The organism is Pseudomonas sp. TMW22080 (genome assembly GCF_022496745.1).
GTDB classification, from domain to species: Bacteria; Pseudomonadota; Gammaproteobacteria; order Pseudomonadales; family Pseudomonadaceae; genus Aquipseudomonas; species Aquipseudomonas bubulae.
In genome coordinates this window covers 294,107-307,241 of the sequence record NZ_SCFF01000003.1, presented here as the reverse complement: position 1 = coordinate 307,241, position 13,135 = coordinate 294,107, and the positions used below count along the sequence as shown (strand labels likewise).

The following is a 13,135-nucleotide window of genomic DNA, read 5'->3' as shown; positions in this document are numbered from 1 at the left end:
TTACCCATGTAAGTGCAGGAATAGAGCCTTTGCGGCAGGTAAATAGGTCCTAGGTAGGGGCATGACTGTGCACCAACGCTGTGCAATACTCGCCGCCGATCTCAGCAGGGCATTTCTCTTTTGACCTACCGACCTACAAGGTCCAGGCCGGTCAAGGGGGCAAGACAGGTAACCCGCCCGTCTTTTCGAAGGCTCTGTTGATGGATACCCAATAACAATACGAGGTTGTACTTTTATGCCAGTCGGCAACCACCAGCCCCACGCAGATAGCGTGCAGGGCGGTCCACTCAAACGCGAACTGGGCGAGCGCCACATTCGCCTGATGGCGCTTGGTGCCTGTATCGGCGTAGGCCTGTTCCTGGGCTCGGCCAAAGCAATCGAAATGGCCGGCCCGGCCATCATGCTGTCCTACATCATCGGCGGCCTGGCCATTTTGGTGATCATGCGTGCACTGGGCGAAATGGCCGTGCACAACCCGGTAGCCGGTTCGTTCAGCCGCTACGCGCAGGACTACCTCGGCCCGTTGGCCGGGTTTCTGACCGGCTGGAACTACTGGTTCCTGTGGCTGGTGACCTGTGTCGCGGAAATCACCGCCGTGGCGGTGTACATGGGCATCTGGTTCCCCGATGTACCGCGCTGGATCTGGGCCCTGGCGGCGCTGATCAGCATGGGCTCGATCAACCTGATCGCGGTCAAGGCGTTTGGCGAGTTCGAGTTCTGGTTTGCCCTGATCAAGATCGTCACCATCATTGCGATGGTCTTCGGCGGTATCGGCATTATCGCGTTCGGCTTCGGCAATAACGGAGTCGCTCTGGGTATTTCCAACCTCTGGGCTCACGGTGGTTTTTTGCCCAACGGGATCCAGGGCGTATTGATGTCCTTGCAGATGGTGATGTTCGCCTACCTGGGCGTCGAGATGATCGGCCTGACTGCCGGCGAAGCCAAGAACCCGCAAAAGACCATTCCGAGTGCGATTGGCTCGGTGTTCTGGCGCATTCTGCTGTTCTACGTCGGCGCACTGTTCGTGATTCTGTCCATCTACCCATGGAACGAAATCGGCACCTCGGGCAGCCCGTTTGTAATGACCTTTGAACGTCTGGGCATCAAGACGGCAGCAGGCATTATCAACTTTGTGGTGATTACTGCGGCATTGTCGTCGTGCAACGGCGGCATTTTCAGCACCGGTCGCATGCTCTACAGCCTGGCGCAAAACGGCCAGGCCCCGGCCAACTTCGCCACCACTGCGAAAAACGGTGTGCCGCGTCAGGCGTTGCTGCTGTCGATTGCCGTACTGCTGCTGGGGGTTGTGCTCAACTATATGGCGCCGGAGAAGGTGTTTGTCTGGGTGACGGCCATTGCCACCTTTGGCGCAATCTGGACCTGGTTGATGATCCTGCTGGCGCAACTGCGCTTCCGCAAGAGCCTGAGCCCGCAGGAAGCGGCAGCCCTGAAGTACCGTATGTGGTTGTACCCGTACAGCTCTTACGCGGCATTGGGGTTCTTGTTTATGGTGGTCGGGTTGATGGCCTACTTCGAAGAAACCCGAATCGCACTGTTTGTAGGCCCAGCCTTCCTGATCCTGCTGACCGTGCTGTTCTATGTGTTCAAGCTGCAGCCTACGCAGCGCACGCAGACCCACTGACAATGGAGAAGCGGGCTTGCTCGCGATAAAAGCACCTCGGTTGGTCAGACCAACCGCGGCGTTCCCATCGCGAGCAAGCCCGCTCCCACAACAGCTTTCGCTACTTGCGGTTCAGACGCTTGTTCCAGTCCAGCCAGGCCGCCAGCACGGCCATGATCCCCACGCCCATCAGGGCGCTGAATACCTTTACGACAAACCCGTCACCGCCCAGCGCATTGAGCATGTCAGCCAACGGCGCCAGGATCACTCCTAGACAGAACACTTCCAGCGAATAGCGGCCCATGCGGCATGCCTGGCGGGCCAACCGGTTATTCAGCCAGTTGCCGTGGGGCACCACTTTGGCCGCCACATAAGCCAGGGCCAGAAAATGCAGCAGGCGTACCGGTGAAAGGTTGGTCTTGCTGATCGGGTACAGGTACTCGCCCAGCCAGAGCGGCATGAGCGCATCGTGAAACTGCGGCCATCGCCATGACAGTGCCAGCAGGCCGGTCACCAGCAGATAGAGTACTGCTCCCAAAAACACCGGTTGACGCGACAGGGGACGGTTTTGCGCAGCCTTGGGTTGCTGCCCGTGGATCGCCGCTGCACCGCCCAGAATAAACAGAAACTGCCAGGCCATAGGGTTGAAAAACCACACGCCGCCTTCCTGAGCCGCGAGGTTCCACACCGGCGCCAGCAAGTACAGGGCCAGGGACGCGGCAACCACATAGCCTGCCTTGCGCAGCAGCATCGGCAGCACCAGCGGCAAACCCAGCAACAGCACGATATACAGCGGCAGCGGGTCCATCAGGTTGGGTTTGAAGCGCAGCAGCAGTTCGTCGGTGAGGGCCTGTTGCGGGTTGCTCAGGAAGTACTGCAGGCCCATTTCCTGCACCAGGTCACGGGTTTCGACATGGTTGTTGGCAAAAAACACGATGCCCATCAGCACCGCCAGCAGGAAGATATGCACCACATACAGCACCCAGGCGCGGCGCAGGATCTTCACGCTGGCGATCAACAAACCGTCACGTTGAGCGATTTTGCCGTAGGCCAGCACGGCGGCATAACCGGCCAGGAATACAAAAATCTCCGCAGCATCGCTGAAGCCGAAATTGCGCACCGTAAGTTCGGCCAGCGGGTTGTGCGGGATGTGGTCCCAAAAAATAAAAATCAGCGCCAGCCCGCGAAAAAAATCGATGCGGTGGTCGCGTCCGTTCAGCGTCACGGCGAGTACTCAAACAAAGGGTTAAATTAAGACCGACGGGCGCAGCGGAGGTTGCGCGCCGCGTATCGGCGGCGCGCAGGGTGATGGTATTACGGGTTAAATGCAAAGGTTGGATATTACTGAATGTCTCGAGCTACTGCTCGAACACACCCGCCAGCGCCTTATTTCAGCGCGGCCTGCTGGTGGGCCTTCAGGCCGCCGCTATTTCGTTGGCCTCAAAGCTGTCCGAACGGGCCATTTGCCACATGCGCGAATAGAACTCGCCATTGACCTCGCCGGTGAGCAGTTCGCCGGGCTTGAGGAACACATGCAACTGTGAGAACAGTTTGATTTCGGTGGCGGACATGCGTCGTACCAGGTGCTTGGCCTTGAGCTGCGCCGGATGCTCCAGGCCAGCCGCAGCCAGCATTTCGGCCAGGGCCTTGAGGGTGTTCTGGTGGAACTGCACAACCCGTTGGGCCTTGTCCGGCACTACAAGCGCTCGCTGGCGCAAGGTGTCCTGGGTGGCCACGCCGGTGGGGCACTTGTTGGTATGGCAACTCTGCGACTGAATGCAGCCAATGGCAAACATGAAGCCTCGCGCCGAGTTGGCCCAGTCGGCACCGATGGCCAGCACGCTGGCAATATCGAAGGCGCTGACAATCTTGCCGCTGGCGCCGAGCTTGATCTTGTCACGCAGGTTCAGGCCCACCAGGGTGTTGTGGACGAACAACAAGCCTTCGCGCAGCGGTGCGCCAATGTGGTCGGTGAACTCTACGGGCGCCGCGCCGGTGCCGCCTTCCTTGCCATCAATCACGATAAAGTCCGGCAGGATGCCGGTTTCCAGCATGGCCTTGGCAATGCCCATAAATTCCCACGGATGACCCAGGCAAAACTTGAAGCCCACGGGCTTGCCGCCGGACAGCTCACGCAACTGCGCGATAAATTGCATCAGCTCGATAGGCGTTGAAAAGGCGCTGTGGCGCGAAGGCGAGATGCAGTCTTCACCCATGGGCACACCGCGGGTTTCGGCGATTTCCGCGGTCACTTTATGCTTGGGCAGGATACCGCCATGGCCTGGTTTGGCGCCCTGGCTCATTTTGATTTCAATCATCCGCACTTGTGGCGTGCGAGCCTGGGCGGCAAAACGCTCAGGGTCGAAACGCCCGTCCGAAGTGCGGCAACCGAAGTAGCCACTGCCCAGTTCCCAGGTCAGGTCACCACCATGCTCACGGTGATAGGAGCTGATACTGCCTTCACCCGTGTCGTGGGCAAAGTTACCGAGCTTGGCACCCTGATTGAGGGCGCGGATGGCGTTGGCGCTCAGTGAGCCAAAGCTCATGGCTGAAATATTGAAGATCGACGCCGAGTACGGCTGGCTGCATTGCGGGCCGCCCACCACGATGCGAAAGCTGCTGGGGTCGGTCAACGGGGCCGGGCGCATGGAGTGGCCGATAAATTCAAAACCGGGCTGGTAAACGTCAACCAGAGTGCCGAAAGGCTTGTCGGCACTCTCATTCTTGGCTCGTGAGTACACCAGCGAACGTTGCGCCCGTGAGAAGGGCAGCGCATCGCTGTCAGATTCCAGCAGGTATTGGCGAATCTCTTATTAGGGGCGGTACAGAAAGTGTACTAAGTTGGAGAGGCCCGAAATAGAGCTGTTAGTGTCGTATTTCGCCTTTATAAGCCATGGCACTAAGTGTACTATTTGCTAGGTTTGTGAAAGGATCATTTGAGTGGTTACGGTAGAAATAGCAGCAAAGGTTGTGATCGATGATAGTGGTATCCGGTGCGAGGTCCCGGTACTGTTGGCGTCTGAAGGGGTCGTAATCCCACTCCTCAACTACATCCTCAGCCACCAGCATGACCGAAGCTTGAGCTGGCAGCGGATGGTTCTTCGTGCTGCCAGATTGTTGATTGAGTACATGGCTGCGAACGAGTCGGGCTTTGCCGATCCCAAGTCATTGTTTCAAGCATTCGCTACAAGACTTTACACCGGGACAATTGGCGATAATGGGACTGACCCTTCAGGATTGTATTGGTCTCCTGCAAGCAGGGCCCTTGCTGGTCGCCACATCGTTGCACTACAAGGACTGACCGACTACCTTTTTGAGAAATGTGGTGCGGAGCATTTGAATCCACTTGTGCGCGCGTCTACTAACGACGAACGCCTGACGTACGCCGCTTGGCACAGACGCACTCAAAATGATTTCCTTGGCCACATTCAAGACAAGACAGCTGGCGCGACGGCGACGTTTGCGCGGAACGTGAGGGGCGCCCATAGATTAAGCCGGGTAGATGATGATGCCATTGCCTTTCCAGAAAGACTCTTTGAAAGCCTGTTTATGGATGGTTTCGGAAGTGCAAAGGATCGCCGATGCATGGTTCGCGACCAACTGATCTTACTACTGATGCACGGCGGCAGTCTGAGAGAGAGTGAACCTCTGCATCTTTGTGTTCAAGATGTCCACATTAATCCTGCTAATCAAGACAATGCACTGGTGCGTATTTACCATCCCGAGGATGGGAAGGCACCTGACGGTTGGAAATCGCGAACAGGGAAGTCTAACCGCTCTGCCTATTTGCGGGAGGTCTATGCATTGACTCCCCGCAACAAACTGTCGGGGACAGAACACGTTGGGTGGAAGTCAAGAATCGTTGACCATCTTGACAACTTTATGCATGTCCATTGGTTTCCGTCAGAGTTTGGGGACTTATTTCTCAAGTTGTGGCGGGAGCACCTGCTGTACTTAGCCTCCGTAGAACGACACCATCCTTATGCGTTCGTGTCCTATGAAAAGTCAGTCTTGGGAAAGCCGTATAAACTAGGAGCTTTCAATGAGAACTATGCTAATGCGCTAGCCAGGATTGGCTTTACAACTTCAAAAGTGGAAGGGCTATCTCCTCATGGTCATCGCCACGCATATGGGCGAAGGATGAGGCGAGCGGGCCTGGATTCGATGACTATAAAAAAGGCCATGCATCACTCTTCTTTAGAGTCCCAAGTGCCTTATACATCACTTGGTCTGGCAGATGTCACTGTCGCTCTAGATGCCGCAAGATTGCGCGTGGAAAGCGGTGATGGCGTTGAAAAAATTATCCCTTCATTCTCCAGTTGGAATGAAATTTTAAAAAATGGGTTTGATGACATTGATCCGCGAGGTTACATGTCTGGTCGCGACCCTAAATTAAGGAAGTAGTTTCGTGGCAAGTGGTAAAAGAGCAGATTACAACGGTCGTTCTGAAGATTACGAGTTTACGTGGCTAGCCGAGCGCGGTTTAAAGTGGGATAGGTGGCGCGAATGGATGTCCGGGTGGATAGCAAGCAATAAATCAGGCATACATCACAGAATGCGGGCATTGATCTGGTTTGCTAACGTATACTTGCCGTTGATGCCGGACGCATCCGATGCCCACGGCCTGTTAAGACTTTCTACCCAAACCAGCTTGCCAGACCTTCAGGCCGCGCTTGAACAGACTATGTCTGTAACAACCGCAACTGGTATTCGCAACCATATACATGGTTTTTTCGAGTGGGTTCTTGATGAGTGGTACACGGAGCCAGACGATAGGGGTGTCAATTTAAGAACGGTTGCCAATCCATTTCCAAAAGGGAAGTACACTGGTGGCCATGTTTCCGAGTCAGTATACAGTCCTCTTCCCTATGCATATATCAGAGAAGCTCGAGAGATTCTCTGTCCAGATGCTCGTGGAAATTTCTCTGATTGGAAATGGGCACACCTTCAGTCGGGCCAAATTAGGTCTAATGGCCGTGAAGCGGGCAAAGGCGGTGATTGGTTTCCTGTAGATGAATCGCTTATCGATAAAAATGATCCTGACTGTGTTTGGCGGAGACGAAAAGTTGTCCGTTTCAACGGTAAGAACAATGCGGATTTACATATCTATGAAATTTGGGCACCTGTTCGTTCGGTTGCTCTACTTCTTAAGTTGCATTTGCCGTTACGTAGTTACCAAGTTAGGTTTCTGGATTCAGGGGAGGCGGATACTTGGCGATACGCAAGCGGCAAGTGGGTACTTAACGATCAGCACAAATTTTCTCTGGGAAGTGTGAAAAATCCTTGGGGTCGTGGAATATTCTGCCGAATACAAAATAAAGATACTGGCGATTACATGACAGGGCTCCATGTTAATACCAACAAAACCGCTGATAAGAACAAGGAGGAAAGAGAGCGAGGCTATACCATTCCTTGGCAGCATGAAGACGTTTTATACTGGCTTGAGAAGCTGAGGAATTGGCAGGAAAAATATAATCCGATTGACCGCCCTCAGCCTTGTGTCGACTTAGATGCCAGTACACACTTTGGATTTAACAAGTCAGAAGACCAGCGGCGGGAAATGGGCAGCATTTGTTTCTTGTTCAGGGATGCTGCGCACCTTCAAGGCGGGACTAGCAAGCCAATCACTCGATCGGTGATGGATACCCTTTGGTACAAGCTCTTGTCGACGTTGCAAGAGCGAGTGCACGACCGGGGTCAAACCTTGTCGGACGGCTCAAGATTCGAGTTCGTACAGGAATATGCTCTAGATGTGGAAGGGCAGGTTCCGCTTAAAAAGGTGGCAACGCACTTTCCTCTTCACAGTCTGCGTGTTTCGCTTTTGACTTGCTACGCGATGGAGGGGAATGTTCCGATGCCTGTGCTTTCAAAGCTGATTGCTGGGCATTCTCGACTGCTGATGACGCTTTATTATGTAAAGCCTTCTATCTCGCAAGTGTCGAGAGCGATGGACGAAGCCTCGAAGAAGGTGGAAGAAGCGCAGCAAGAGAGCCTCAGAGTATTCCTCAAAGATGCCAGCTTGCGGCAGATCACGAGTAAGACGGTCTACCGCGATGAGGCTTCAATCGAGATGGCCATGGCAAACCGAAACCCTCTAGGGTGGGAGCATCGTCATATTGGACTCTGTTTGGTCGGCGGTAACACGGTTAAGTCAGATGAAAAAGCCACGGTAGGCGGTTGTTGGAATGGCGGAGAACTCTTCGGTGTGAGGGGAGCTCCCATTTATCTTGCTGTGCCTCACGGGCCTGAGAACTGTATCAGGTGTCGATGGTTTATCACTGACGCTCGCTACCTAGATCCGTTGCGCGCTCACTTCAATAATTTGAGCTACAAGACGTCGCTGGCTGCGAAGCTGGCTGTCGAGCATGAACAGGTCAGAGATGGGTTGCTAGAGGATCGCTATTTCGCTCAGGAGGAGGGCAAACCTTTTATTCGCCAAGCCGAGCTTCAACAAGCTGAGCGCCGCTATGAGAAGCAGCTTGTAGAGGCAGATGAGTACGCCAAGGACTTGGTCGCATGCTTCCAGATCATTGGGCGCCTCGTGTCGATCGAAGAAGATCGTGAAGAGGGCGACGAGAGTACGAAGCTGGTCGCAGTAGGAAGCATGGAGGATGTGCGTCACCCGATCTCTTTTATCGAAACTGACTCGGAAATGCTGCAACTCGCTCAGATCTGTGAGGATGCAGAAATTTATCCGGATCTGATGGACGACATTCGCAAATCCCCTGCTGTCGAAAAACGTTCGAGAGCGTTGAACCGCATGCTCATGTCACAGGGATATGTTCCTATTTTTATGAATATGGATGACCGTATGCAGCTGATCGCTGGAAACGCGATGATGCGCGCTATGGCCTTCAAGGCGCATCCAACAAATCAACTGGAAGGCTTCAGGATGGCGTCTGGCGTGTTGGAAGCAGGGCAGAACCTCGGACTGCTGTCATCAGGCATATCTGCGCTGGAGAAAGTCTTTGTGGCGCCTGTAATCAAACTTGTTGACCTGCTTGCGGTGTCACCAAGTCATCAGGGGGTACACTAGTATGATTGATCCGAGTGTGGTTTTTGAGGAACTCCAGGGAAAGGCGAATGCGCAACAGAGGAAGTCTTTGGCTTTACTCAACGCCGTATTGGCCGAGCATCACGCAGCGGGAGAGAAAAATTTCTCCATTGCAGAGATAGCAAGGCTCTCGGTAGCTAAGGGTGGCCCGTCGACTTCGACTATCCGTAATAAAACCGGTTCGTGCTTCCGCCGGTTGATCGAGGTTTGGGCTGCTAAATCAGGTATGTTGATGAAGAAACCGATCAATCAACGCTTGAAGTCAAATTCGGTTCCTAAAGACAACGAGCTGTTGCAGCGGATCGATGATCCTGCTTTGCGTGGGGTCTTCGGCATGATCATTGCCGAGCGAAACAGATACCGGAACGAGCTGAATACCTTGAAAGGGCAAAGTGAGTTCGTAATTGACATGCGGCCACTGAAAGTTCCCCCGCCAGCTAATTCTAATGATGAGAATATTCAGGTCATCCCATCGCTGCGTGGTGTTCTGAATGACAGCGAAATTGAAGCGCTGAAAGGTGCCGTCGATGATGCCTTCATTGAGAAACAGGGCTGGATGGTGGGAAAAGCGGGCCAGGTGAGAGGCGAGTTTGGCCCACTCTACAAACATGGTTATGTCAACGCGATCAAAAAGGTGCTTGCGGAGATCGAGTGACCCCCCCCGATGGGCGAGTGTGAACCTATTCGGATGCACAGGGTTCATTCGAAGCGTAAGCCTCGGTAAATACTCGCTTAGACTGGGTGGCCCCAATACGCCGTGTTCTTGGCATACTGTGAAGAGTTTGAAGCTGCTGATGCTGAGATGGCCTGACTAATGCCCTATGCGACCGGATTCACGGAAAGGCAGCGGCAGGAAATTCAAAATCAACTGAAAATCATCCATAACAGCGAAGTGCTACACGGATTTCGAGCTGATGGAGTACTTCCGAGCATAGTGGAGGATGGATCGGCGGACTGTCCTTGCGGCTCTGGAAAAACCTTTTCAGCGTGTCGCGGAGCCATCTCTTGACAGTTGTTTGTTTCCAATCCTAGGCTCGAAAACCGTACCTCTCCCTCGGCCCCCTGGCTTTTGGGCTTAGGTTTGGCTATGTCTGGTGCGACTTCCTCGAATTATCGTCCTCTCAGCGTTCGATGCGCCCCATGTAGCTACGATCTACTGCGCAGCCGGAAGCATTAATAATTACTACGTGTATCTCTCTAAACGGGCGCTATCGAAGCTTTCATCGACCTTTGTGCCGCAATATGAAGCGCTTGCTATAACTTGAGTACAGCTGCGCTCTGCGGGCGATTTACCGGATATTCAAGGTAGTAATTTTTGGGGGATAAGGGGGTAGACTACCAACCCCAGCGAAGCTACTAGCGGTAAACACACTGGAACCGGCCCGTCGCAAGCCCCAATCCCTGGCTGACCATCATGAAAGGCAAAGGAGTGGTTTCGACAGGTTCCAACTTCAGATTACGACCTCGGACGTCGCAATGATTGAGGCATACTCCCAAGCTGTACTGAGGTTGCCGGATGCGAGGTCAGATGAGAACTATCTGACGATCCATGCCGCGTTGTCCTTTGCGCTCCAGAAGTATCTTGGAGAGATCAATGTGCCGGTGCCGGCGTTCTTGGTATTCGACCAAATCAGCCGTCCGTACTATCCCCAACGTGGCGAGGATGAGTCGATTATTGGTGAGAACGAGGCAATGTCCCAACACAGCCGATGAGGTCATCTCCCTCGTCGTCGTGACGGTAGCGTTCGCCCCTAAGTTGACGTGTGGGTGAGGGTATTCGCTTGCGGATTTAGAGCTCAGCGAATGGGTCAAGTGGAGAGGAAGCGTGCCCGAGAGGTAAATTATCACTTCGGTTATTTCAGCGTTTACCGTTAGCAGGAGCCTTGGCTAGAAACCGTTGTACCGTTGACTTAGAAACGTCCAATTCTCGAGCTATCTCTGAATTCGATAGTCCTTTTTGCTTAAGCTGTGGAGCAAGTTTTAGTCTTTCATTCGCAGCGAGGTTGGAAGGTCTTCCTTGTTGGCTTGGCCTACCTCCGCTGGAGATCAGCTCGATCACCCCACTGTCTTTCAGTGTCTCTAGCTTCCTCGAGATCCGCTCCAATGCCACATCTGTAGCCTCCTCAGAAAGCAAAGAAGTTGTTAGGAGCATTAGAACTGTGGGCTCAGCGTCCAGCATTTTTGAGATTTTCAAAAGCATTTCGATCGAAACGTTCCCTTTGCCGCGCTCCACGCGGCTTAGATAAGAGCGATCAATTAAAGGTAGGTCGTCCTGGGACATTCCTGATTTCTGTCTCAAGGCCCGGACAACGGCCGCAAATGCTTCGCTGAGAGACATTTATGATCCTCTACAAAACAGAGGATAAAGCCACATTGCGTCGACCCATAACACGTCATATAATCCTTGTTTCGGGTCGATTGTTTTCGTCACTCATGAGAAGGCAATGCCCGAGGTAGTGCCGCTTCCGTGAGTTTTCCTAACGGTGATGCGCTTAAACATATGACATGTATTGACGGGAATGAAGCATGGGATTCGAAGAAATCCAAGCATCCAGCGAGCTCCTCTCCACCACCGGAGAGCCTCGCTCTGGATCTGGAGAAAGCCAAGAAGCACTAATTCATATCGCGCAGACCCGCTTTCCAAACAAAGGTTTTTGCATCGTCCAGCAGTGGACAATCGTGCGCGCGATAGCGAGCGATGGGGATCTCACCAAAATCCACGTTCATGACCACCTGCCGCTCTTTTTTTTCGCCGAAAAAGTCATCCTAGACAGCCGAGGACGCTTCGATTACGGAAATTGGGTGCGCAGCACCATGGCCATTTCATTCCAAGATGGCTTTCTCTTTGAAACCAAAAACACTGTGTACGTTTTGATGGGAGAGGGCGACGAAAAGTCAGCCAGTCTCGCCGCGATACTGTCTCTTTATCAATGATGTCAGCTGCAACTGCGGTCTGTAGATCCACGGGAATGTGAAATGTTTAGAAGTCATGAAACCTTTGCCGAGGGCGCCCCTAATATCTTTGGGGATGGGTATTCAAACTGGCGGATATTTGAACGCCACTTGGCTCATCCTTGGTATCACGTCGTTCTTGAAGAGTGCTTGGATGGCAAGGTGTGGCCACGCACCATGATGATTAGTGACATCGATATGCTCGAAGAAATACTTTCCCAACAAACCAGCGAGTTTGTCGTTACGGAAATTCAGGTCGTCACGCCGGGGTGGATGAACAAAAACGGCAAGTGGATCATGGAAGGGCTTTCGGGGTTGCTGGTGGGATATGACTCCACGGGATGTCGGGTATGTCTTCACAACATAGATGACGAAAAGGCTTATACCGATGCCCCAGGTCGTCTTATTGACGCTCACTCTCTTAAAGGGCTTCGAGTGATTTTTTAATCCAAGTACGTAAACGCAGTCTCTCCTTGCAAGGCGAGCAATGCTCGGAGGCCGGCCGCCGCAGCGGTATCCAAAGTACAACTAAATCGAAACTGGTCGTCCGTTATGAAAATTCAGATTTACTCTGACCTGCACCTCGAGTTCGCTCGGTTCGATCCCGCCTCAAGCGAAGCGGACGTAGTAATTCTCGCCGGCGACATTGATATCAAATCGCGGGGCGTGAAATGGGCAAGCGAGGTTTTTCAATGCCCAGTGATCTATGTATGCGGTAATCATGAGTACTACGGCGGGCACATAGGTCGCACACTGCTAAAAATGAAAGACGCTGCATTGCCCCATGTGCATGTACTCGAAAACGAGATGCTCATTCTCGATGGCATACGCTTTTTAGTCACAACTGCCTGGACGGATTATTCGGCTACGGGGGATGTGGTTGCGGCAAAGAGAATTGCTTGGGATTCGATGAACGATTTTTTGGTGATTCGAGCCGACTTGGATTACAGGCGCTTGCGTCCAGACGACCTAGTCGCTAAGTCAGTGAGAGCTCACCTATGGTTAACCCAAGAGCTTAATAGACCTTTCGACGGCAAAACAGTAGTGGTCACACACCATGCACCTGTGTTGGATTATCTGGGCGATGATCACTCAGGGCATCTGGCTGCAGCCTATGCAAACGATTGGTCAGAGTTACTTAGTAAGGCTGATCTTTGGGTTTATGGGCATACCCACGTTGCGGCGGATTTCTCAAAGGAGGGGTGTCGAGTGGTGTCCAATCCACGCGGTTATCCGGGGCAGAACACGGGCTTTGATCCTGATTTATTGATCGAGCTTTGATTATCAGTGATTGGCTATTGGACACGTTCGCGTGGCTGGCCGAGCTCAACGGGATGGAGGATTTTTGATGGTGACATTGGAAGAGGTTTCGCAACTCTTGTACGGCGCTTGAGAGGAGGTTGTCGGCTGGGAAGGCTCACTAGAAGACCTGATCTCTTTGGCAGCAAAGACATTCCCGGGCAAAGCATTCTGTGTGGTGAAACAGTAGATATTGATCGACCTCACCG

Annotated in this window: 10 protein-coding genes and 1 pseudogene; 8 read left to right on the top strand and 3 right to left on the bottom strand. The window is 53.2% G+C overall.

Annotated features, from left to right (window positions below; genetic code table 11):
* The first annotated feature begins 235 nt into the window (after positions 1-235).
* Positions 236-1,642 (top strand): amino acid permease, encoded by a 1,407-nt coding sequence (locus EQV96_RS11690; protein ID WP_095001428.1) that lies wholly within the window; start codon positions 236-238, stop codon positions 1,640-1,642.
* Between the two features lie 100 nt (positions 1,643-1,742).
* Here EQV96_RS11690 and EQV96_RS11685 read toward each other — a convergent pair whose 3' ends face one another.
* Both EQV96_RS11685 and EQV96_RS11680 read right to left on the bottom strand, forming a co-directional pair.
* Positions 1,743-2,846 carry an OpgC domain-containing protein gene (locus tag EQV96_RS11685; protein ID WP_095026425.1) on the bottom strand — a complete coding sequence of 368 codons (1,104 nt, stop codon included), beginning with the start codon at positions 2,844-2,846 and terminating at the stop codon, positions 1,743-1,745.
* Between the two features lie 190 nt (positions 2,847-3,036).
* Positions 3,037-4,443, bottom strand: a pseudogene (locus EQV96_RS11680) (FMN-binding glutamate synthase family protein); the annotation flags it as partial.
* Positions 4,444-4,561: 118 nt separating this feature from the next.
* On the opposite strand from EQV96_RS11680, the gene gmtY reads away from it, so the two are divergent.
* The 4 genes from gmtY (at position 4,562) to EQV96_RS11660 (ending at position 10,388) form a co-directional block, all read left to right on the top strand.
* A complete protein-coding gene (gene gmtY, locus EQV96_RS11675; RefSeq protein ID WP_203304643.1) occupies positions 4,562-6,025 on the top strand; it encodes a gamma-mobile-trio recombinase GmtY in 1,464 nt (487 codons plus the stop codon).
* Positions 6,026-6,029: 4 nt separating this feature from the next.
* Positions 6,030-8,657 (top strand): VPA1269 family protein, encoded by a 2,628-nt coding sequence (locus EQV96_RS11670; protein WP_240882056.1) that lies wholly within the window; start codon positions 6,030-6,032, stop codon positions 8,655-8,657.
* Position 8,658: 1 nt separating this feature from the next.
* Positions 8,659-9,330 carry a gamma-mobile-trio protein GmtX gene (gene gmtX / locus EQV96_RS11665; protein WP_203304644.1) on the top strand — a complete coding sequence of 224 codons (672 nt, stop codon included), beginning with the start codon at positions 8,659-8,661 and terminating at the stop codon, positions 9,328-9,330.
* Between the two features lie 821 nt (positions 9,331-10,151).
* Entirely contained in the window at positions 10,152-10,388 is a 237-nt protein-coding gene (locus EQV96_RS11660; protein WP_240882055.1) for a DUF3732 domain-containing protein, read from the top strand.
* A 145-nt stretch (positions 10,389-10,533) separates the two neighbouring features.
* Here EQV96_RS11660 and EQV96_RS11655 read toward each other — a convergent pair whose 3' ends face one another.
* Positions 10,534-11,013 (bottom strand): helix-turn-helix domain-containing protein, encoded by a 480-nt coding sequence (locus EQV96_RS11655; protein ID WP_203304646.1) that lies wholly within the window; start codon positions 11,011-11,013, stop codon positions 10,534-10,536.
* 188 nt (positions 11,014-11,201) lie between these two features.
* Between EQV96_RS11655 and EQV96_RS11650 the strand changes: the two genes are divergently transcribed.
* The 3 genes from EQV96_RS11650 to EQV96_RS11640 all read left to right on the top strand — a co-directional run bounded on the left by EQV96_RS11650 (position 11,202) and on the right by EQV96_RS11640 (position 12,908).
* Positions 11,202-11,609, top strand: a complete 408-nt coding sequence (locus EQV96_RS11650) for a hypothetical protein (protein ID WP_240882054.1) — start codon at positions 11,202-11,204, stop codon at positions 11,607-11,609.
* A gap of 42 nt (positions 11,610-11,651) precedes the next feature.
* Entirely contained in the window at positions 11,652-12,074 is a 423-nt protein-coding gene (locus EQV96_RS11645) for a hypothetical protein (RefSeq protein ID WP_133075668.1), read from the top strand.
* 105 nt (positions 12,075-12,179) lie between these two features.
* Positions 12,180-12,908: a metallophosphoesterase family protein gene (locus EQV96_RS11640; RefSeq protein ID WP_133075667.1), complete on the top strand. Its 729-nt coding sequence runs from the start codon at positions 12,180-12,182 to the stop codon at positions 12,906-12,908.
* The last annotated feature ends 227 nt before the right edge of the window (positions 12,909-13,135 follow it).

Excerpts from the sequence above, each read along its gene's own strand:
- gmtX (WP_203304644.1), top strand. The coding sequence starts at position 8,659 with ATGATTGATCCGAGTGTGGTTTTTGAGGAACTCCAGGGAAAGGCGAAT.
- EQV96_RS11645 (WP_133075668.1), top strand. The coding sequence starts at position 11,652 with ATGTTTAGAAGTCATGAAACCTTTGCCGAGGGCGCCCCTAATATCTTT.
- EQV96_RS11640 (WP_133075667.1), top strand. The coding sequence starts at position 12,180 with ATGAAAATTCAGATTTACTCTGACCTGCACCTCGAGTTCGCTCGGTTC.
- EQV96_RS11655 (WP_203304646.1), bottom strand. The coding sequence starts at position 11,013 with ATGTCTCTCAGCGAAGCATTTGCGGCCGTTGTCCGGGCCTTGAGACAG.
- EQV96_RS11650 (WP_240882054.1), top strand. The coding sequence starts at position 11,202 with ATGGGATTCGAAGAAATCCAAGCATCCAGCGAGCTCCTCTCCACCACC.
- EQV96_RS11660 (WP_240882055.1), top strand. The coding sequence starts at position 10,152 with ATGATTGAGGCATACTCCCAAGCTGTACTGAGGTTGCCGGATGCGAGG.
- EQV96_RS11690 (WP_095001428.1), top strand. The coding sequence starts at position 236 with ATGCCAGTCGGCAACCACCAGCCCCACGCAGATAGCGTGCAGGGCGGT.